The sequence below is a fragment of the Asaia astilbis JCM 15831 genome (assembly GCF_000613845.1).
In the GTDB taxonomy this organism is placed as follows: Bacteria; Pseudomonadota; Alphaproteobacteria; order Acetobacterales; family Acetobacteraceae; genus Asaia; species Asaia astilbis.
Window position 1 is genome coordinate 128527 of the sequence record NZ_BAJT01000008.1, and the last position, 18466, is coordinate 146992.

Consider the following 18466-nt stretch of genomic DNA (forward strand, 5'->3'; position numbering starts at 1 on the left):
AGGCTCAAAGGGTCTCGGGGTGCTCTCGCATCACTCTTAAAGGCTGATCAGCCGCTTTCTTTTCCTCAGCACCATAAGTCCGCGACGATTTCAGATCGAATGCGGCGTAAGCCAGCACGATGAGGAAGCAGAGTGTCGGCACGATCAGAGCCATGGCACTGCCATAAAGATCGGTCATGTAGCCCTGCATCCCCGGAAAAACCGCACCGCCGATAATCGCCATCACGAGCCCGGATGCACCAAGCTTGGTGTCTGCGTTGAGGCCGTGCAGAGCAATGCCATAGATCGTCGGGAACATCAGGCACATCGATGAGGAAACGCCGACGAGCGCCCAGGCCCCCCAGATTCCAGGATAGAAGAGGGCGTAAAGGCTCAGGCCGATTGCGGTCACAGCCATGGCGGCCATGAGGCGGCGGGACGAAAATATCCCATCAGCCAGGTCATGACGAAACGCATGATGCCGTAACCTATAAGTCCGAGTTGAAGAAACCAGGCGCCCTGCACCTTGTCCCCGCCCGGAACAAGTTTTTCGACATAGATGACGATGAAGGTCCAGGTGCAAACCTGTGCGCCAACATAAGCAAACTGCGCGCCGACACCGAGGCTGTAATGGCGGTTGGCAAGGAGACGGCGCAGCGCGGCCATCGTGCTGCCGCTTGCGGTGCTCTTTTGTGGCGTCGCGTCACGCAGATGAGGGGTACGTAAAAAGAAGATGCTCAGGCCGATCAGGAGCAAGAGTCCCGCAAAAGCCAGATAAGGCCCATGATCGCGAGGAGTTCGCTCTTCTGAATCGCATGCAGCGCGTCCAGAGGCATCGCGTTGCGCTGCTCATCGGTCGCCGGGTTCATCCGAGGAAGGATCAGGGTTGCCGCGATCAGAACGCCGAGATTGGTCCGATCGGATTGAAGGACTGAGCGAGATTGAGGCGCCGTGTGCTTGTCTCTTCCGACCCCATGGCCATGACGAAGGGGCTGGCAGAGGTTTCAAGGATCGAGAGCCCGGCCGCCATAACGAACAGGGCGATCAGGAAGAAGGAAAAAGTGAGAGAGTTCGCCGCTGGAAGGAAGAGAAAGGCGCCGACTGCGGCAAGAACGATGCCGGTCAGCACGCCAACCTTGTAGCCCCAGCGCTGGTTGATCAGCGCCGCGGGCACGGCGAGAAGGAAATAGGCACCGTAAAAGGCAAACTGCACGAAGGACGCGGCAAAAGTGCTCATTGTGAACACGCTTCTGAAGCCTGCGACCAGAGGGGTCGTAAGGTCCTGCGCGAGGCCCCATGCGGCGAAACAGCTCGCGAGCAGCGCGAAGGAGAGCCCTGTACCTTTGTACCAGAGGCCGGGTTTTGCCCGGTCCGAAGGGAAGTCTGACATTGTAACTACTAACTTTTCTGACTGGGGTAAGGGTTACTCGAGGTTGGTGTGACGTCCCCGCATGATGATGGCGTCTTCGTGCCGACCGGCACGGACCCTGTTCGTGACGAGATCGACCATGACCAGAAGAGCGATCTCGAAAGCGCTTCCCATCGGGAGGGCGGCCTGAGAGCCTGATCCGACGCCATGGTCTGTGCCTTGATTTCAATGACCTGATCGAACAGGTCAGAGCTGACTTTTTCGGGTTGAGCGGTGATGCAGATGATCGTTGCGCCCGCGTCCCGGGCAATCGTCGCATAGGTCTCCACGCTGCGGAGCGTACCCGGACCGATGGCAACCACCAGAAGGTCTCCCTGACCGAGAGCCGGGCAGGTCATGTCCGCGATGTAATTCGCGGTGATTCCGGCGTGGAACAGGCGCATCGTGAAGCCTCGCATCATGAGACCTTCACGGCCTGCCCCGAAACAGACCACGTTGCGGGCTTTGAGAATGTTCCCGGCGAGCCCGACGATATCGGCATCTGCGATGCTGTCGACCGCCTGGGCGAGCTCCTGAATGGCGATCGCTTTCTGGCTGTTCTGGGTCATTGTCATCGAGCATATCTCCGGTTGAGGCCGCTAAACTGCCAGAACGACCGGATTTTGGTAGCGTCGTTAAATCACTTATGCTCGAGCATAGGCGCAGAGGACACCGTTACTTCACTGTCTCACTCATGAGATATCAGTAACGGTGTGAAATAATACTATTGTGGATTATCGCACGACTCTATTTTTATTGTTGAAGATCTGGAAGTAGGGGGCTATTCAATTGAACAGACCCGGAAAAGACTTCCTCCAAAGAGCGTTTACTCAATCAGGCGATATGGCCTGATTTGTTTCATCGAACGGGCGAGGAACGAGCGCCGGGATAGGATGGGTCCTGAGGCGGGTGCTCAGGATCTCAAGGGCTTTATCCAGCTGTGCGTCTTCGCCCTTAAACGTGGCAACGGGCAAATTTTCGACAGGGATTACAGGGTCGACGCCATGATTCTCGACGAGCCACTGGCCTTTCAGGTCGAAAAAAGGACGTCCGGCTGTACGGGGCATGCCGTTATCGACAAGAAGATCATCATCATTGAGCCAAACGCCGGCACCTGAGGTGCGAGTACCGATGAGCGGTCCAATGCCCAGAGCTTTGACACCCTGGGAAAAGGTCTCGCCGTCCGAATAGGTCAATTCGTCGCAGAGAATGGCGAGATGACCGCGGAAGGTCTGTTGCATGTTGCCAATCGGGGCACTGCCGTGGTCGGACCAGAACATCCAGACTTTGTGAAGCAGTTCTGAAAGCACCCATGAGTCGATGTTGCCTCCGAAATTTCGACGGACATCGATGATGAGCCCATCTTTCTCGGTCTGTGAGAAGAAGTCGCGTGTGAAACGTTCCATGTCGCCGCTGCCCATGGCCCGCAGATGCAAATAGCCGATCCGGCCATGGCTGGCGGTCGCGACACGCTGGGCTCTCTCTTCTTCCCAGGCACGCAGACGCAGCGTGGCGTCCTGTCGGGCATCGATTGGCGTCACAACAACCTGAAAGACGCGGTCTTTGCGTTTTAGTGTCAGGAGCACCTGCTTGTCTGCCTGATTGGCGAGCAGGGTAGACAGATCAGGGAGATCGGCCAGGGTCTGGCCGTTGAGGGCGGTGATCAGATCGCCCGGTTGCACGTCAAGGCCGGGAGCGACGAGAGGCGAGCGATCCTTCGGGAGGTCTGGATCGCCCTCATAGAGGCGGTCGATCAGGAACCCGCCAGGTTGACGAGTCAGATGGGCGCCGAGGCTCGCAATCAGGGTTTTGTTGTCGCGCGTTGAGGTCTCTGCTGGCTGCAGTTGCGAGTGCAGCGCGTTGAGGTCACCAACCATCTGACCGAGGAGATCATCGAGGTCAGAGCGATCGCCGATACGCGACAGAAGGGGGCGGTATTGCTCGCGTGCTGCGCTCCAGTCCACGCCATGCAAGGCAGGATCGTAGAAGTGGTCGCGATGCAGCCGCCAGGCATCGTTGAACATGCCCACCCACTCCGCTCCGGGGTCAATTCGTAGCCGCAAGCCATTCAGTCTTATTGTCGTGTCAGAGGCATTGACCCCTGCCATATCCGTTGCAGCCGGTACGAGCTGGATCTTGGGGGGCTGTTCGCCGTTCCCCGCCAGGAGCATGAGGGTTTTGGCATCCGGTGTTAGAGCGACGTCGTGTAGGCCCGTCGCAAAATCGGTGAGTTTAACGTCCCCGGGCGCGATCTTGACTGCTTTCAGGACAAGATCGTCATCCTTGCTCGCAGGTTGCTCGGCTTTGTGGGTCAGGAGATAGAGGGTATCCGAACCGACCTCGATCTTGCGGATTTCTGCAGCGGGGATCGGCAGTTGATACAGACGACTGCCAAGGTCGGTCAGGTCGATCGCCGAGCGGTTCTGAGGCTGGGTCGTCGTTTTGGGGGATATTCTGGTCAGAGAGGGCTGGTCAAGCTCCGTTGGCGGCGCGAATGGAAAATGCGTGTCTTTTCGCAATGAGAGAGCGAAGACGCCTGTTCTCGGACCGTAGACCGGGGCGGTATTCCGGTCTCCCCACGGGCCGCCGTTCTTCAGGTTGAAAACGCGGTCTGAGAGAAACCAGAGAAATGAGCCATCAGGGCTGAAGCAGGGAGCGAAGGACTCGTAATCCGGAGTCGTGACCCAGACGGTTTTTCCCGTATCGAGTGTATAGAGGGCGATCTGTCGGCGAATGGACTCGCTACGGGCTCTGACGAAGGCAAGTGTTCGTCCGTTCGGCGCCCAGGTGAGAGAGGCGTACTCGGTGCGTCCTTCCAGCCTGGCATCGTCGATCATCGTGTCGACCGGGTGCCCACGTCATACAGAAAGAGCCGTCCAACAAGATCCGTATGAGCGATATGGCTGCCATCGGGAGAGATCCAGAGACCCATGGGCTCACTTTTGGATCCACGCGTCAGCTGTGTCCCTTCCGCGCTGCCCGTTGTCGGGAAGGCCCAGAGTTCGGACTCGCCCCCCTTGTCGCTGAAGGCATAAAGCGTCTTGCCGTCTGGTGAGATCGTCGCATGACGAAGGCGGGTCGTCGCGTTACTGGCGAGCATGATCTGTCGCAGCGGGCCGGGAGTTGCCAGAACGACATGGCCTCGAAGCGTCAGCGCGACCGACCTGCCGCTGGGGGCAAGTGTGACTTCCGTTAGATAAGGAAAGGGATTGTCCAGCCAGAGAGGACGGCGCGCTGCGTGATCGCTGACCACATCGATCGGCATCAGGCCGTCTTGAGCTCCTTGTAGATCGAGATGGTGAAGATCGGCCCCTAGCTGATAGACCACATGGTTATCGCTCAGGCTGGCTTGTCTGACACCGAAATCACGGTGATGGGTCAGTTGATGCCCATCCGTTCCGTCGAGCGCGTAGCTCCAGAGATTGTCTCGACCGTCCTTGTCGCTGACAATGATGAGGCGATCGTTCCAGAGCATCGGGCGACGCAGGTTGACGTCTTGCGGGCCGATGCGCTGGGCCTCGACGCCCCCTTTCAGGCGATAGCGCCAGAGTTGTGCCATTGCTCCACCACGGTAGAGGCGTAAATGATCGCGGTTCACTGCGGCGCCAAAGCGGACGAAATAGATCCATTGTCCGTCCGCGCTCAGAGCTGCGTCATTCGCGTCGGCCAGCGGATAGACATGGCGCGTACGCTGACGGGATAGATGGCCACAACGACGCGGCTCTGACTTGGGCCAACTGCCGGCGCCGTGCTGTAGAGAATGCCCGCCTTCTTGTCCCAGCCGATCGGGATCACGTCCTGGTTTTCAAAGGTGATCCGCCGAGCGTCCCACCTTCAATGGACATGACATAAATCTCTGTCGGCCCGTCGTAATCGGCGAGAAACGCGATCTGCTTGCCGTCGGGCGACAGAACAGGGTGTGGGTCGATGCCGATTGGCGCAGTCAGCCGGCTTGCACTCCCTCCGCTTAGCGGCACGCGCCAGACGGATTGCTCAGCGTCGAAAACGACCGTTTCTCCAGAGATGGCAGGGTCACGAAGATAGCCCTGGGCCGCTTCGGCTTGAAAAGGAGCAAGGCTCAACAGGGCGACGCTGGCGAGGAGCGGGGAGAAACGCATGGAAACCTTCCGAGGGAGTAGATGCCTTTGTCAAAAACCGTGGCACGCCGGAAAAGGCAAGTTTTTGAAGAGCCTATGACGTCGCTGCTCGCAACCCGCTGCCAGCCGCGAGGGGGCAAAGCACCAGAGCCAGTGCCAGAAAGGCGCCGAGAAGATCGAGTTCAGGTCCGAAGCTTCGACCGTTCGTCGCTGCATCAGCAGCCGATGCCCCGAAAATGAGCACAGGCGTTGCCAGTGGCAGGACGAGCAATGGCAGGAGGACACCCCCGCGACGCGCACCCAACACGAGAGCGGCTGCCATGCCGCCCAGAAGCGACAGAAGGAGCGTCCCCAGTATCAGCCGGCAAGAAGGGGCAAGATGTCATGCGCTGTAGCACCAAGCATGAAAGCAAGAGGCACAGAGGCAATGAGAAGGGGGACACCTGTCGTCAGCCAGTGAGACAGGATCTTGGCCAGCGCAACGACAGCGGGAGACAGACCGAGCAGAAGGAGATGATCGAGGCTTCCATCCTCCAGCTCTGCCCCGAAAAGGCGGTCCAGGGGCAGGAGACTCGCCAGAAGGGCACACACCCAGATGATGCCGGGAGCCAGACGGTGGAGCAGCTCTGGAGAGGGGCCGAGCGACAGTGGGAAAAGGCTGCCACACAGAATGAAGAAAAGCACAGAGGCAAACGTGTCGGCGCCGTGACGTAAAGCGAGGCGCAGCTCACGCCGACGAGTGCAAAAAACAGCCCTAGCTCCATGAGAGAAGCTCCCGCTCAGGAAGATCGAGGGAGCGGGCGTCGGGGAGAGGGAGCGTCACATGGGTCGTTGCGATGATGAGTCCTCCTGCCGCCCGGTGTGCTGCCATGAGTGTGCCGAGTCTTGCGAGTGCCTGCGTATCGAGTCCAAGGCTGGGCTCATCGAGTAGCCAGAGCGGCGCGCGGCGCAAAAGCACGCGAGCGAAGGCACCGCGCCGCTTCTGTCCGGCAGAGAGCAGGCGGCACGGCAGCTCGGCCTGTTGCGACAAGTCGAGCTGTTCGAGAGCCTCGTCGCAGGAAGTGTTTCCAGAACGCGCGTCGAGCGCCAAATTTTCGCGCAGGCTGAGGCCGGGCTTGAGGGCTTCCTGATGGCCAAGATAGGCGATGTTGAGCCCCTGACCGACAGCATGGCCCGGTGCGTCATTAAAGAAGAAGGAGCCGCCCATGAAAGGGCATAGACCGGCGAGAACGCGGAGCAGGGTGGACTTGCCCGAGCCGTTCGGTCCGGTCAGAAGCAAAGCCCCTCCACGACCCAGTGAAAAGCTGATTTCATCGAGCACCAGGCGACCGCCGCGCATCACGGTTATGTCATGCACACGCAGCCAAGCTGCCAAAGGCGAGAGAAAACCTGACATTGTGCTGAAATAACATCTTCCTGAGAGGGTTTCATTCGACTCTGTGCGAATGAGGGTCGAGACTGTATAGAGAGGCCAGCCCAGAAGGGCCAGTTGACAAGGCAGGAGGACAAGCCATGAGAACCGTCGGACGGGATTCCCTGGGCGTGATGCGGGATCTGGAGGTTGATGGCCGAAAGTACCACATTTTCTCTCTGCCGGATGCGGCGGCCAAGCTGGGCAATCTGTCCCGCCTGCCGGTCAGCCTCAAGGTTCTGCTCGAAAACGTGCTGCGTTTCGAAGATGGATTAAGCTACCGCACTGAGGATGCTCAGGCGATCGTTGACTGGACCGCCAAGGGACACTCCGATCAGGAGGTGCCGTTCAAACCGGCGCGTATCCTGATGCAGGATTTCACAGGCGTACCCGCCGTGGTCGATCTGGCTGCAATGCGTGATGGGATTATTGCGCTTGAGGGGGATCCGGAGAAGGTGAACCCGCTGGTGCCAGTCGATCTGGTGATCGATCACTCGGTCATGGTCGATGTTGCAGGCAGCGCCGACGCGCTTGAGCGCAATGTCGAGATCGAGTTCGAGCGTAATGGCGAGCGTTATGCGTTCCTGCGCTGGGGTCAGGAGGCATTCGAGAATTTCCGTGTGGTGCCGCCGGGTGCCGGCATCTGCCATCAGGTCAATCTTGAATATCTGGCCCAGGCCGTCTGGACCGGAAAGGTCGACGGCAAGGATTATGCCTATCCCGATACGCTGTATGGTACTGACAGCCACACAACGATGGTGAACGGCATGGGCGTTCTCGGCTGGGGCGTCGGTGGTATCGAGGCCGAAGCAGCCATGCTCGGCCAGCCGATCGCCATGCTGATCCCCGATGTGATCGGGGTGCGTCTGGACGGCGTCTTGCCAGAGGGCGCGACAGCAACCGATCTCGTCCTGACCATTACCGAAATGCTGCGTGCCGAGGGTGTGGTCGGCAAGTTCGTTGAGTTCTACGGTCCGGCGCTCGATTATCTGCCGGTTGCCGATCGCGCGACCATCGCAAACATGGCGCCTGAATATGGTGCCACCTGCGGTTTCTTCCCCGTCGATGCGCTGACGCTCGATTACCTGCATCAGACAGGCCGTGACGAGCATCGGATCCGTTTGACCGAAGCCTATCTTCGCGCGCAGGGCATGTTCCGCGACGCGAACACTCCCGAGCCGGTCTTCTCCAAGACATTGTCGCTCGATCTTTCGACCATCATTCCGTCTCTCGCCGGTCCCAAGCGTCCGCAGGACCGCGTGGCGCTGATCGATGCGACGTCGGCATTTGAAGACGCGCTGACCAGCACATTGGGCGTCAAGCCCGACGACGTGCGCAAACGTGCGATTGTGGCGGGCTCGGATTACGATATCGGCCATGGAGATGTGGTGATCGCTGCGATCACCTCTTGCACCAATACTTCCAACCCTGCGGTTCTCGTCGCGGCTGGGCTCGTTGCGCGCAAGGCGCGGGCGCTTGGTTTGAAGCCCAAGCCCTGGGTGAAGACATCGCTTGCGCCGGGGTCTCAGGTCGTGACCGACTATCTCGACAAGGCCGGTCTCAGTGCTGACCTCGATGCGCTCGGTTTCGAGACCGTTGGTTATGGCTGCACTACCTGTATCGGTAATTCGGGTCCGATCGCTCAGCCGATTGTGGACGCGATTGAAGGCAACGGACTGGTCGCGACGTCAGTGTTGTCCGGTAACCGCAACTTCGAAGGGCGCATTTCGCCCAACGTGCGTGCGAATTATCTCGCGAGCCCCCCTCTGGTTGTGGCTTACGCCCTGCTCGGGACACTGCGCAAAGACATCACGAAAGAGCCTCTGGGCATCGCGCATGACGGGCGTGAGATCTTCCTTCGTGACATCTGGCCGACCAATGAAGAAATTGCGTCGCTCATCAAGTCTTCCGTCACGCGCGAGAGCTTTGTCGAGCGTTATGGCAGCATCTCCAGGGGCACCAGCCAGTGGCAGGCTCTGGCCGTGGCGAGCGACGCTCGGACCTTCGCCTGGTCTGACAGCTCGACCTATATCCAGAAGCCCACTTATTTCGAGGGGCTGACCAAGGAGCCGGGTCAGACGCATGACATCGAGAACGCGCGTATCCTCGCGCTTTTAGGTGACAACATCACCACCGACCATATTTCTCCCGCCGGGGCGATCAAGCCGTCATCACCTGCGGGGCAGTTCCTGAGCGAGCATCAGGTCTCGGTGGCCGATTACAACTCTTATGGCTCGCGTCGCGGGAATGACCGCGTGATGGTGCGTGGCACCTTCGCTAATATCCGGATTCGCAACGAAATGCTGCCGGGTGTTGAGGGCGGTATGTCGAAATATCTGCCTGATGGTACGGTCGCGTCGATCTATGACGTGTCGCATCGCTATCAGCAGGATGGCACGCCGCTGGTCGTGTTTGGCGGGCGCGAATACGGCATGGGCTCCTCCCGTGACTGGGCCGCCAAGGGCACGAATCTGCTGGGCATCAAGGCCGTCATTGCCGAGAGCTTCGAGCGTATTCACCGCTCCAATCTAGTTGGTATGGGCGTGTTGCCGCTGACCTTTCAGGAAGGTGTCTCGCGCAAGACACTCGGGCTGGACGGCAGCGAAACGATTTCGCTCGGCGGACTTGAGGCAATCACGCCGCGCATGACCGTGCCGATGACAATTAGACGTACAAATGGTGAAACCGAGCAGGTTGAGCTTCTTTGTCGCATCGATACGCTTGATGAAGTCGCTTATTACAGGCATGGAGGAATCCTGCCTTATGTCTTGCGTGGGATGACCGAAGCTGACTGATATCGCCGAGCCCGTCCTCGACGCTAAAAACATCACGAAAAGTTTTGGGCGACATGTCGTGCTTCACGACATGTCGCTTTGCGTTGAGAGGGGCGAACTGATCTCGATTATCGGGCCTTCAGGCTGCGGAAAATCGACGTTTCTCCGTTGTCTGAACTTTCTGGAAATCCCTGACTCGGGCTCGATCCGCGTCGAGGATGTCGAGATCCAGAAAGCGTCCGGGCAAGGCTGGAATCGTGCTCAGGAGCACAGGCCCATGCGCTTCGCGCGCATGTCGGTATGGTGTTTCAGTCTTTCAATCTGTTTGCTCATCGTACCGTTCTGGATAACGTCATGCTGGCGCCCCGTTCGGTGAAGGGGCAAGCCCATAAGGAAATCGAACCCCAGGCCCGTGCGCTTCTGGCCAAGGTCGGGCTGGACGGCATGGCCGAGCGCTATCCCGCCACTCTTTCCGGCGGTCAGCAGCAGCGCGCGGCCATTGCGCGCGCTCTGGCGATGAAGCCTGCTGTGATGCTGTACGATGAGCCCACGTCGGCTCTCGATCCTGAACTTGCTGAAGAAGTTTTGCAGGTGATGCGTACCCTCGACGATGAGGGCATGACCCAGATTGTTGTCACCCATGACATGCGCTTTGCGCGCGCAGCCTCCGATCGCGTTCTTTACGTTGAAAAAGGACAGATCGTTGAGAGCGGCGAATCAGAAACTCTTTTTTCCGCGCCGGAAGATCCCAGAACGCGCCGCTTCCTGAGGACATTGCTTTGAGCCTTCATCTGCCTGCGCGACTCAGGCTGCTGACGCGTTTATCCGGCCGTGTTCCGGTTGCTCTGTTCGTTCTCCTTCTGATGCCGCTATGCGCGCTCGGCCCTGCGATGGCCTCCGAGCCCGTCGGCGCAGCTGCCCCGGCCACGCAAAGCGTTCCGTCTGCTCCTGAACAGCAGAAGAAGGTGCTGAGCTGGGCGTCGGATGGCGAAGCCAACGTTCCTTTCGTCTTTCACGATCCGGCAAATCCGAACCGCCTGGAGGGATTTGAGTACGATCTGGTTCAGGAGATCGCGCATCGTCTCAACCAGAACGCAAGATTCGTGCAAAATGACTGGGATGGACTGATCCCGGGCCTGCAACGCGGCATGTATCAGATGGTCGTCGATGGCATCGAGATGACGCCCGACCATCTGCAGGCGGCGCTCTTCTCGCGTCCCTATTACGTGACCAGCGATCGGATCGTGGTAAGGCGCGATCGCATGGAGCTTAACAGCTTTGCGGCCCTGCACGGTCACACCGTCGGGACGATCAAGGACACCTTGGCAGAACGCCTTCTTGAGCGTGATACGAGTATTGCCGTGCGCTCTTACGAAGAGGAAACCTACGCCTTTTCCGATCTGCGGAACGGCAGGCTCGATGCTCTTCTTCTTGATGGTCCGATCGCTCTTTATTACGCCGGAATCACCGATGATCTTGTGATCGTCGGCGACCCCGTGGGCCAGACTCATTACGGCATCGCTTTCAAGCAGGGCGACACAGAGCTGCACGATGCGGTCGATCGCGTCCTCGGCGACATGATGAAGGATGGCAGCCTGCAGGTTCTTCTTGGTCGCTGGAGTCTCTGGACGCCTGATCTGGCCCAGATGACGGGCGATCATGTGACGCGCACAGTTGAGCCTGTCGAATGGCAGCGCTACCGCGATACCATGCGGTCTCAGACCGGCTGGATGGGTAAGCTCAAGCGATATATCGGGTTCTTGCCCGCCATTGGTGAGGCGGCGCTTCTAACCTTGGTGGTTTCAGCTCTGGCAATGGTGTTGGCGGTAAGCCTTGGCCTCGTTCTCGCGCTTTGTCGCCATTACGGTCCTGCATGGCTGCGCTGGGTCACAGGGCTATATATTGAGATCGTGCGCGGGACACCGCTCCTCATCCAGATCCTGTTCATTTTCTACGGTCTGCCGGGACTAGGGATCAAGCTCTCTCCCTTTTTTGCCGGGGTTTTGGCCCTGGGCCTGAACTACGCAGCGTATGAAGCCGAAAACTACCGGGCGGGTCTCTCCTCGGTGCCGCGCGGTCAGATGGAAGCAGCGATTGCACTCAACATGACGCAGCGTCAGGCTCTGCGCCTTGTCATTGTGCCTCAGGCGCTTCGGACCGTATTGCCAGTGATGACCAACGACTTCATTTCGCTGCTCAAGGACTCGTCGCTGGTGAGCGTGATCACCCTCACGGAGCTCACCAAGACTTATATCCGCCTGTCCTCGACCTATTACGACTATATCGGCACCGGGCTTCTGATTGGCGGCGCTTATCTGCTTCTAGGCCTGCCGTTCGTACGCTTTGCTCGCTATGTCGAGGGAAGACTGGGCCGTAGCCTCAGACAGACCGGTCACCACTGAGAGGTGACCGGGTTCCGGTCAGCGCTACCTGAACCCGAAGAAGTCAGGGCGCGGCAGGGTCTCTCGATAGTTCTGCCGGAACAGCGCTGATATTTGTGTCTGTTGTCATTCCTTTTCGTAGAAAGGGAACCCAATGCGTCAGCCAGTGGTCGGTTTTCCGCACGAACTCAGACGCGACAGGAACCTGATCAAGGGTTGCCTTGTCCCAATAAGGCTGCGGGGCGAGCAGCTGGATTGTACCTGTCTTTGTCGGGGCGAACAGATAGGTAATTCCTGAACTTCCTTTGGTCGCATCCGTGGTGCCGCTACTTTGTATCCAGTTTGCGATGACAAAGATCGATGGCATTGGGAAGCCAAGCGCCGTCAGGCGTTTGAAGGCAAGCTGAATCAATTCGTCAGAGGATATCGCCCCGTTAGGGCCCATGACGGCATTGGCGACGAAAGCACATTCGTTTCTGCCGTCGATCCGGTCAGCATAGATATGCGACACGTAGTTTCGATCATCGTGACAATGTTCGGTTGCAGCATGGACAACGTCGATGGGTAACTGTTCCGTTGCTGTCCGCGCAATCATCACGCCTGTGACCACACCTCTGTCAGTACGAACCATGATATTGATGAGGATGAGTCCGTTTGGGCCGAATTGCCCGCTCAATACCGGATGCCAAACCCCTGCAGGGAGAGGAAGAGTGTGGCCGCCGAAGGGGATCGAGCCGGTCAGAGCCGTTGTGATGTCCGGTGTCATCAGCCTGTTCGTGCCGTCTGGGGTATCTCCCTGTGATGGGGGCGCCTGGTCAGATGTGCTCGCTTGCCCTGAGGAACCGTCATGTTGCGCTGCAGGTCTTTGCACTCCGGGCACGCGCCCGAGCCAGGGTGCTTTGGCTAGCATCCACGGCATTGGGAATAGCACACCCATGATTGTGAAGAAAAACGTCACATAGATCGTCAGGCGCCATAATGATGCGCGACGCCACAAGCGGGAAAATGCTGACACTTTGAGACGTTCCGATTTGGTTTAGGGGCTCAGACGCGCATTGAGTGACTTGGAGTCATCGGCAATTTCTGCCTTGACGCTATCGTTACTCATGACGAGGCGGACAAGCTTGGCGCTGTTTTGACGGGCGAGGATAAGACTCTCGCTCACCATGTCTTCAATCGAACGCACGAGATCACGGGCTGAAGCGCCTGCACCCAGTTTTTGTTGGCGTTGCATGAGTTGGAACAGAAGATAGGGGTCGATACCACCCGCTTCAACGTTCAGCCATATCCCTTAATCATGGACTCGATCTCGAGCGCGGCCACACGGGCGAGATCGAGATCGCGCAGCTGACGGAAGACGAAGATCCGGTCGAGGCGGTTCAGCACTTCAGGAGCAAATCCTGCTTTGCGCAGCGCTTCGGTGGACTCTGCCCTCATCTTGTCGGCGTCATTATGCAGACGGTCCGCAATCTCGGTCAAAGCTTCTGTTGCAATATTCGATGTCAGTACGAAGATCGCGCGTGTCGTCGATATCTGGGCACCGGTTGATGCTTCTGTGATGTGCCCGTCATTCCAGGCTGTCAGAAACTTCTTGAAAACGTCTGGATGGGCCTTTTCGATCTCGTCGAGCAGAACGATGGCATCTGGCTTTTCCTGTAGTCCGCCTGTCAATTTGCCAAAGCTGTCTGAGCCTACATAACCTTTCGGTGATCCGAAGAGCATCGTTGCAGCATGCGGACTCGACATCTGGGTCATGTCGAAATGAAGCAGAGGGCGATCCATCTGGCGGGAAATCTGCTTGGCAAGATAGGTTTTTCCGGTGCCCGGTGGCCCCGCAAGCAGAAAAATCCCAACCGGTTTGTTGCGGACGGTAAGGGCTAGTCTGCGGCGCAATTGCTGGGCGATGTCTTCGCAGACCTGATCCTGACCGACGACCTTCGCCCGCAATCCTGCAGCGAGTTCGTCAGCGTTGATCGCGACGTCCTTATGTTCCTGGGCGAGCAGCTCTTCCAGGGCAACGCGGTTTGTCAGGCGAGCGAGGATATCCATAACGAAACCTTTGCGGCGACGGAGCCCCTTGCGGGCGAGTCTGGTTGAGCGGATTTCATAGAAGAATCCGGAAACGGAGAGGAAAGCAGCGAGTCCTGCTATCGGAAGATAGGCGTCCCTGGACCAGGAGAGGAAGCGAATCAGCATCCCGCCGGAAAGATGGAGCGAGACGGCAGCTTGGATGCTGGCGAGAATGAGGAAGATCACCATCATGACTGGCATGAGGCGATTGAGCGCTGGCAGCAAAGCTTTCATTGTACGATGACGTCCAGAACGACCTGTTGGTTCAGAGTGGCTAGAACCGGAAGAATGAGCGGGCCGAGCGCCGTCAGAACTCCTGCCTGCAACCCACCGGTTGGGGGAGGGGTGGCGGGCGTAACAGTCACTTCGCCCGCGATGTAGATTGGCAGGACGACGGCCTGCAGAGACGGTTTAAGCCGTAGGCTTTGGGTCATCCCGCCAGAGGTGATCGTCAGAACTTGCCCAGGTAATCCGGCGACTTGCGCAATCGGCATGCGCACGAGACGCACGCGGCGGTTTTTTATGGCAGCGAGAATCTGTGTCTTTTGTTCCTGACTGAAGTCTGTTTTTGCCAGCGCCGACGGGGCCTGAGAGGCCGATATCAAGGCAAGCTGGACGCCGAGATGTGTTGCGTCCGCGCGAATTTGGGGCTCAGCCTGTCCGCCGCCCGCCGCGGAAGGCGATACGGCAGTTTCAGGCCCGCTCCCATTCGAGAGAGATGTAGACTGATGCCATAGTGCCCCACCGAGGCAGGCAACAACAATCGCAGAAGCAATGACAAGCTTTGAGGTCAGCCCATTGGGGCCGCGGCCGTGCTGCGAGGTACGCTCTTCATTGCCACTGATAAGCGGCTTTAACTGTGGCTCGGGCACATCGTTCATAGCGTCTTACACTGACAGCAACGAAAGCGGCTCGGCAAGGGGGCTCACCCGCGGTGAGTGTAATCAATAGTTACGGAGCTTGCTTACATAATGCCTCCGTTAGCACGGATCGCCCTGAAACCTCCTGGAGCCGAGTCTTGCATCTGTGGCCGTGTTGGCCTAGATAGATCCCATTCCTTTCATCTTTCGTCTTATCGGGGGGTGGCCTTGACGGGCCGCCTTTTTTGTCTTGGCCATTGAAATTCCCAGCCTGAACGGTCTAGAGGCGCGCATCGCGCAGCAGATCGAGCCTACCCTGAGTGACCTTGGGTATGAGATCGTGCGTCTCAGCGTTCTCGGTCGTGAGACACCAACAATCCAGATCATGGCTGACCGCGCAGACGGTTCCCTGATCGGGATCGAGGATTGCGAGCAGATCAGCCATGCTGTGGGTGCTGTGCTTGACGTTGACGACCCCATCCCGGGTGCCTGGACGCTCGAGGTGTCATCGGCGGGGATTGATCGTCCCCTGACGCGTCTGAAGGACTGGGACCGTTTTGCGGGCCATCTGGTCAAGGCAGAGCTCGATCTTCCCCTGAACGGGCGCAAGCGTTTCTCCGGGATCATCACAGGAACGCGTGAGAACGCGGCAGTTATCCGTCTGGATGATGGCGAAGAAGCTGTGCTGCCGATCGATGCCATCCGCAAAGCACGTCTTGTGCTGACCGATGCGCTGATCGAAGCCAGTGCTGCCATGCTGGGTATTTCGTCGGAAGAGGAAGGGGTAGAAGAGGAAGCTCCGCGCCGCAAAACGCCGAAGCTGAGCCCTGCCAAGCCCGGCAAGGGGTCCAAGCCCGGACGAAAGACACACTGAGTTTCTCGCCTACTTCGTTTTTGCTGGTCTGCGCGCTCTCGCGCTCCGAATTTGAGGATTTCGTCTGATGGACACCTCCGTTACCCGTCCTGAGCTGCTCTTGGTGGCTGACGCCGTTTCGCGTGAAAAGAATATCGATCGTGAAGAAGTGCTGGAAGCGATGGAGCAGGCCATCCAGAAGGCCGGGCGCGCAAAATACGGTCATGAGAAAGATATTCGTGCGACAATCGACCGTCGCTCCGGTGAAGTGCGCCTGTCGCGCTGGACCGAAGTGGTTGAGGTGGTTGAAAACGAAGACACCCAGATTCCTCACCTGATCGCGCTGAAATTCCAGCCCGAGATCAAGATTGGTGAACATCTGGTCGATCCTCTGCCGCCGATCGATTTCGGGCGTATCGCTGCCCAGACGGCCAAGCAGGTCATCGTACAGCGCGTGCGTGAATACGAGCGCAAGAAGCAGTATAATGAGTTCAAGGACCGCGTCGGCGAGATCGTCAACGGCACGGTCAAGCGCACCGAGTACGGCAACCTTATGGTTGAGATCGGCCATACCGAAGCGCTGTTGCGTCGTGATGAGCTGATCCCTCGCGAGTCTTTCCGCAACTCCGATCGCGTTCGTGCCTATATCTACGACGTGCGTGACGAGACGCGGGGTCCTCAGATCTTCCTGAGCCGCACGCATCCGGCATTTCTTGCGAAGCTTTTCGCGCAGGAAGTCCCCGAGATCTATGACGGCATCATTGAGATCAAGGCAGTGGCCCGTGACCCGGGGTCGCGAGCAAAGATGGCTGTAATTTCCAAGGATGCCTCCATCGATCCCGTTGGTGCGTGCGTAGGTATGCGTGGTTCACGCGTTCAGGCCGTGGTTGCCGAGCTTCAGGGTGAGAAGATCGACATCATTCCCTGGAGCCCACAGGCTGCAACTTTTGTTGTGAACGCGCTGGCTCCTGCAGAAGTGACCAAGGTGGTCATGGATGAGGAAGCGGGTCGTGTGGAAGTGGTTGTTCCGAACGAGCAGCTCTCCCTTGCGATCGGTCGTCGTGGTCAGAATGTCCGTCTCGCGAGCCAGTTGACGCGGTGGGATATCGATATCCTGACCGAAGCAGAAGAATCGGAGCGTCGTCAGGAAGAGTTCCGCAAGCGTACCCAGCTCTTCGTTGATGCACTCGATGTCGATGACGTGATTGCTGGTCTGCTCGTGACGGAAGGTTTCCACACGATTGAGGAACTGGCTTACGCCGATCCTGATGAACTGCACGCGATCGAAGGTTTCGACGAAAGCGTTGCAGAAGAACTGATGCGCCGTGCCGAGGAGTTCCTCGTGCAGAAGGAACAGGCTCTGGACGACACGCGTCGTGGTCTCGGTGTTGAGGATTCGATTGCCGAGCTCGGCGTGTTCACCAATGCGATGCTGGTCACGCTGGGCGAGAAGGGCGTAAAAAGCCTCGACGATCTGGCAGATCTTGCGGGTGATGAGCTTGTCGAACTGCTTGGCAGTGACGATATAGATGAAGATGCCGCTAATGAGATCATCATGGCAGCACGTGCCCATTGGTTCGATGGAGAGCAGGACGCAGAAGCCCCCAAGGAAGGGGAGGCTTCCGACGTCTGAGCTCCACGAAACAGAAGCACAAAACACCGTCTCGCCTGAAGAGCTCGATGATTTGATCGAGCTCGATGACGAGAAGGGGCCCCAGAGGCGTTGCATCGTGACTCGCAAGAGTGGAAACCCCGATGCGATGCTGCGTTTTGTCATTTCCCCCGACGGCGTGGTCGTTCCCGATCTGGCAGGTCGTCTGCCAGGGCGGGGAATCTGGTTGAGCGCTGTCAGGGATGTGCTAGACACGGCGCGGACGCGCCATCTCTTTTCCAGAGCCGCGCGTCAGCCGGTAAAAGTGCCCGAAGATATTGCGCGGGTGCTGGTTTCAGGAATAGAAGCGCGGCTGGTGCAGGGGCTTGGACTCGCGCGTCGGGCCGGTCAGGCCCTTTGCGGGTTTGTTAAGTGTCGCGAATGGATTGCCGCCGGCAAGGCTGGGCTGGTGATCCAGGGATCGGGCGGAAGTCCGGATGAGTTGCGGCGTCTGATATCGGGACATAACAAGCTCCCGGTACTGACGTTACCGGCCCAAATGCTCGCGACGGCATTCGGGCGGGAACATGCGGTCTATGTTGTGATAGCGCCTGGAGCGCTGGCGCAACGTCTGATGGCTGAGCATGAACGATTTTTGGGGCTGACCGATGGGTTGGTTCCTGAGCCGCGTAATGAGCGGCTCGCACGGGAACAGGCAGGTATATGAGCGAAGGCAACGAACGGAACCAGGGCACTCAGGCTCAGGGCGGCCAGACAGATGGCCAGAATGTCCAGGATCAGGGCGCCCAGGCTCAGGGTGACCAGGGTAAGGGACGTCTGTCCCTGCGTCCGGGCGGGCGCATGGAACTCGGGCGGACGGTAGACGCAGGCTCTGTGCGTCAGAGCTTCAGCCATGGACGCTCGAAAGTAGTCCAGGTGGAAGTCCGCAAGAAGCGCGAAAACAACGAGCGTAAGGACGGACGTGGTTCGGCGGGTGGCCGTGGCGGCCGCGCCGGAGCTGGTCGCGCCCTGACGCCGGCTG

17 protein-coding genes and 3 pseudogenes are annotated in these 18466 nt (G+C 58.6%); 7 read left to right on the forward strand and 13 right to left on the reverse strand.

What is annotated here, in order from left to right; translation table 11 throughout:
- Positions 1-4 precede the first annotated feature (4 nt).
- The 10 genes and pseudogenes from JCM15831_RS21870 to ccmA form a co-directional block, all read right to left on the reverse strand.
- Positions 5-397 (reverse strand): MFS transporter, encoded by a 393-nt coding sequence (locus tag JCM15831_RS21870; protein ID WP_198024269.1) that lies wholly within the window; start codon positions 395-397, stop codon positions 5-7.
- Positions 388-735: an MFS transporter gene (locus JCM15831_RS21875; protein WP_025823844.1), complete on the reverse strand. Its 348-nt coding sequence runs from the start codon at positions 733-735 to the stop codon at positions 388-390. Before JCM15831_RS21875 ends, JCM15831_RS21870 begins: the two co-directional genes overlap by 10 nt.
- 139 nt (positions 736-874) lie before the next feature.
- Entirely contained in the window at positions 875-1369 is a 495-nt protein-coding gene (locus tag JCM15831_RS21880; protein ID WP_025823845.1) for an MFS transporter, read from the reverse strand.
- An 8-nt stretch (positions 1370-1377) separates the two neighbouring features.
- Entirely contained in the window at positions 1378-1962 is a 585-nt protein-coding gene (locus JCM15831_RS17460) for a phosphoheptose isomerase family protein (RefSeq protein WP_051528383.1), read from the reverse strand.
- Between the two features lie 255 nt (positions 1963-2217).
- Positions 2218-4224 (reverse strand): S41 family peptidase, encoded by a 2007-nt coding sequence (locus tag JCM15831_RS22565; protein WP_232228048.1) that lies wholly within the window; start codon positions 4222-4224, stop codon positions 2218-2220.
- Positions 4221-4946 (reverse strand): hypothetical protein, encoded by a 726-nt coding sequence (locus JCM15831_RS22570; protein ID WP_232228049.1) that lies wholly within the window; start codon positions 4944-4946, stop codon positions 4221-4223. Before JCM15831_RS22570 ends, JCM15831_RS22565 begins: the two co-directional genes overlap by 4 nt.
- A gap of 83 nt (positions 4947-5029) precedes the next feature.
- Positions 5030-5182: a hypothetical protein gene (locus tag JCM15831_RS22575; RefSeq protein WP_232228050.1), complete on the reverse strand. Its 153-nt coding sequence runs from the start codon at positions 5180-5182 to the stop codon at positions 5030-5032.
- Entirely contained in the window at positions 5179-5505 is a 327-nt protein-coding gene (locus tag JCM15831_RS22580) for a hypothetical protein (protein WP_232228051.1), read from the reverse strand. Before JCM15831_RS22580 ends, JCM15831_RS22575 begins: the two co-directional genes overlap by 4 nt.
- 73 nt (positions 5506-5578) lie before the next feature.
- A pseudogene (ccmB, locus tag JCM15831_RS17470) lies at positions 5579-6267 on the reverse strand (heme exporter protein CcmB).
- Positions 6239-6880 carry a heme ABC exporter ATP-binding protein CcmA gene (gene ccmA, locus JCM15831_RS07690; protein ID WP_051528384.1) on the reverse strand — a complete coding sequence of 214 codons (642 nt, stop codon included), beginning with the start codon at positions 6878-6880 and terminating at the stop codon, positions 6239-6241. The pseudogene ccmB and the gene ccmA overlap by 29 nt, the downstream one beginning before the upstream one ends.
- A 116-nt stretch (positions 6881-6996) precedes the next feature.
- Here ccmA and acnA point away from each other — a divergent pair, with 116 nt between their 5' ends.
- The 3 genes and pseudogenes from acnA to JCM15831_RS07705 all read left to right on the forward strand — a co-directional run bounded on the left by acnA (position 6997) and on the right by JCM15831_RS07705 (position 12071).
- Positions 6997-9690, forward strand: a complete 2694-nt coding sequence (gene acnA, locus JCM15831_RS07695) for an aconitate hydratase AcnA (protein WP_025823847.1) — start codon at positions 6997-6999, stop codon at positions 9688-9690.
- A gap of 1 nt (position 9691) precedes the next feature.
- Positions 9692-10452, forward strand: a pseudogene (locus JCM15831_RS17475) (amino acid ABC transporter ATP-binding protein).
- Positions 10453-10559: 107 nt separating this feature from the next.
- Positions 10560-12071, forward strand: a complete 1512-nt coding sequence (locus tag JCM15831_RS07705; protein WP_232228056.1) for an ABC transporter substrate-binding protein/permease — start codon at positions 10560-10562, stop codon at positions 12069-12071.
- Between the two features lie 43 nt (positions 12072-12114).
- Here JCM15831_RS07705 and JCM15831_RS20140 read toward each other — a convergent pair whose 3' ends face one another.
- The 3 genes and pseudogenes from JCM15831_RS20140 to JCM15831_RS20145 form a co-directional block, all read right to left on the reverse strand.
- On the reverse strand, positions 12115-12816 hold the full coding sequence (locus tag JCM15831_RS20140; protein ID WP_051528385.1) for a hypothetical protein: 702 nt from the start codon (positions 12814-12816) through the stop codon (positions 12115-12117).
- A gap of 270 nt (positions 12817-13086) precedes the next feature.
- A pseudogene (locus JCM15831_RS17485) lies at positions 13087-14354 on the reverse strand (AAA family ATPase).
- Positions 14351-15001, reverse strand: a complete 651-nt coding sequence (locus JCM15831_RS20145; RefSeq protein WP_025823850.1) for a hypothetical protein — start codon at positions 14999-15001, stop codon at positions 14351-14353. Before JCM15831_RS20145 ends, JCM15831_RS17485 begins: the two are co-directional and overlap by 4 nt.
- 229 nt (positions 15002-15230) lie before the next feature.
- Here JCM15831_RS20145 and rimP point away from each other — a divergent pair, with 229 nt between their 5' ends.
- From rimP to JCM15831_RS07740, 4 genes are all read left to right on the forward strand, one after another.
- Entirely contained in the window at positions 15231-15854 is a 624-nt protein-coding gene (gene rimP, locus JCM15831_RS07725; RefSeq protein WP_035774042.1) for a ribosome maturation factor RimP, read from the forward strand.
- Between the two features lie 67 nt (positions 15855-15921).
- Entirely contained in the window at positions 15922-17466 is a 1545-nt protein-coding gene (nusA, locus tag JCM15831_RS07730) for a transcription termination factor NusA (protein ID WP_025823852.1), read from the forward strand.
- On the forward strand, positions 17414-18151 hold the full coding sequence (locus JCM15831_RS07735; protein WP_084490607.1) for an RNA-binding protein: 738 nt from the start codon (positions 17414-17416) through the stop codon (positions 18149-18151). The genes nusA and JCM15831_RS07735 overlap by 53 nt, the downstream gene beginning before the upstream one ends.
- A partial coding sequence (locus tag JCM15831_RS07740) for a translation initiation factor IF-2 associated domain-containing protein (RefSeq protein WP_025823854.1) occupies positions 18148-18466 on the forward strand: 319 nt, incomplete at its 3' end. The genes JCM15831_RS07735 and JCM15831_RS07740, both read left to right, overlap by 4 nt.

Excerpts from the sequence above, each read along its gene's own strand:
- JCM15831_RS17460 (WP_051528383.1), bottom strand. The coding sequence starts at position 1,962 with ATGACAATGACCCAGAACAGCCAGAAAGCGATCGCCATTCAGGAGCTC.
- JCM15831_RS22570 (WP_232228049.1), bottom strand. The coding sequence starts at position 4,946 with ATGGCACAACTCTGGCGCTATCGCCTGAAAGGGGGCGTCGAGGCCCAG.
- acnA (WP_025823847.1), top strand. The coding sequence starts at position 6,997 with ATGAGAACCGTCGGACGGGATTCCCTGGGCGTGATGCGGGATCTGGAG.
- JCM15831_RS20145 (WP_025823850.1), bottom strand. The coding sequence starts at position 15,001 with ATGAACGATGTGCCCGAGCCACAGTTAAAGCCGCTTATCAGTGGCAAT.
- JCM15831_RS20140 (WP_051528385.1), bottom strand. The coding sequence starts at position 12,816 with ATGACACCGGACATCACAACGGCTCTGACCGGCTCGATCCCCTTCGGC.
- JCM15831_RS22580 (WP_232228051.1), bottom strand. The coding sequence starts at position 5,505 with ATGCGTTTCTCCCCGCTCCTCGCCAGCGTCGCCCTGTTGAGCCTTGCT.
- JCM15831_RS07705 (WP_232228056.1), top strand. The coding sequence starts at position 10,560 with ATGGCCTCCGAGCCCGTCGGCGCAGCTGCCCCGGCCACGCAAAGCGTT.
- JCM15831_RS22565 (WP_232228048.1), bottom strand. The coding sequence starts at position 4,224 with ATGATCGACGATGCCAGGCTGGAAGGACGCACCGAGTACGCCTCTCTC.
- JCM15831_RS21870 (WP_198024269.1), bottom strand. The coding sequence starts at position 397 with ATGGCTGTGACCGCAATCGGCCTGAGCCTTTACGCCCTCTTCTATCCT.
- JCM15831_RS21880 (WP_025823845.1), bottom strand. The coding sequence starts at position 1,369 with ATGTCAGACTTCCCTTCGGACCGGGCAAAACCCGGCCTCTGGTACAAA.
- nusA (WP_025823852.1), top strand. The coding sequence starts at position 15,922 with ATGGACACCTCCGTTACCCGTCCTGAGCTGCTCTTGGTGGCTGACGCC.
- JCM15831_RS07735 (WP_084490607.1), top strand. The coding sequence starts at position 17,414 with ATGGAGAGCAGGACGCAGAAGCCCCCAAGGAAGGGGAGGCTTCCGACG.
- ccmA (WP_051528384.1), bottom strand. The coding sequence starts at position 6,880 with ATGTCAGGTTTTCTCTCGCCTTTGGCAGCTTGGCTGCGTGTGCATGAC.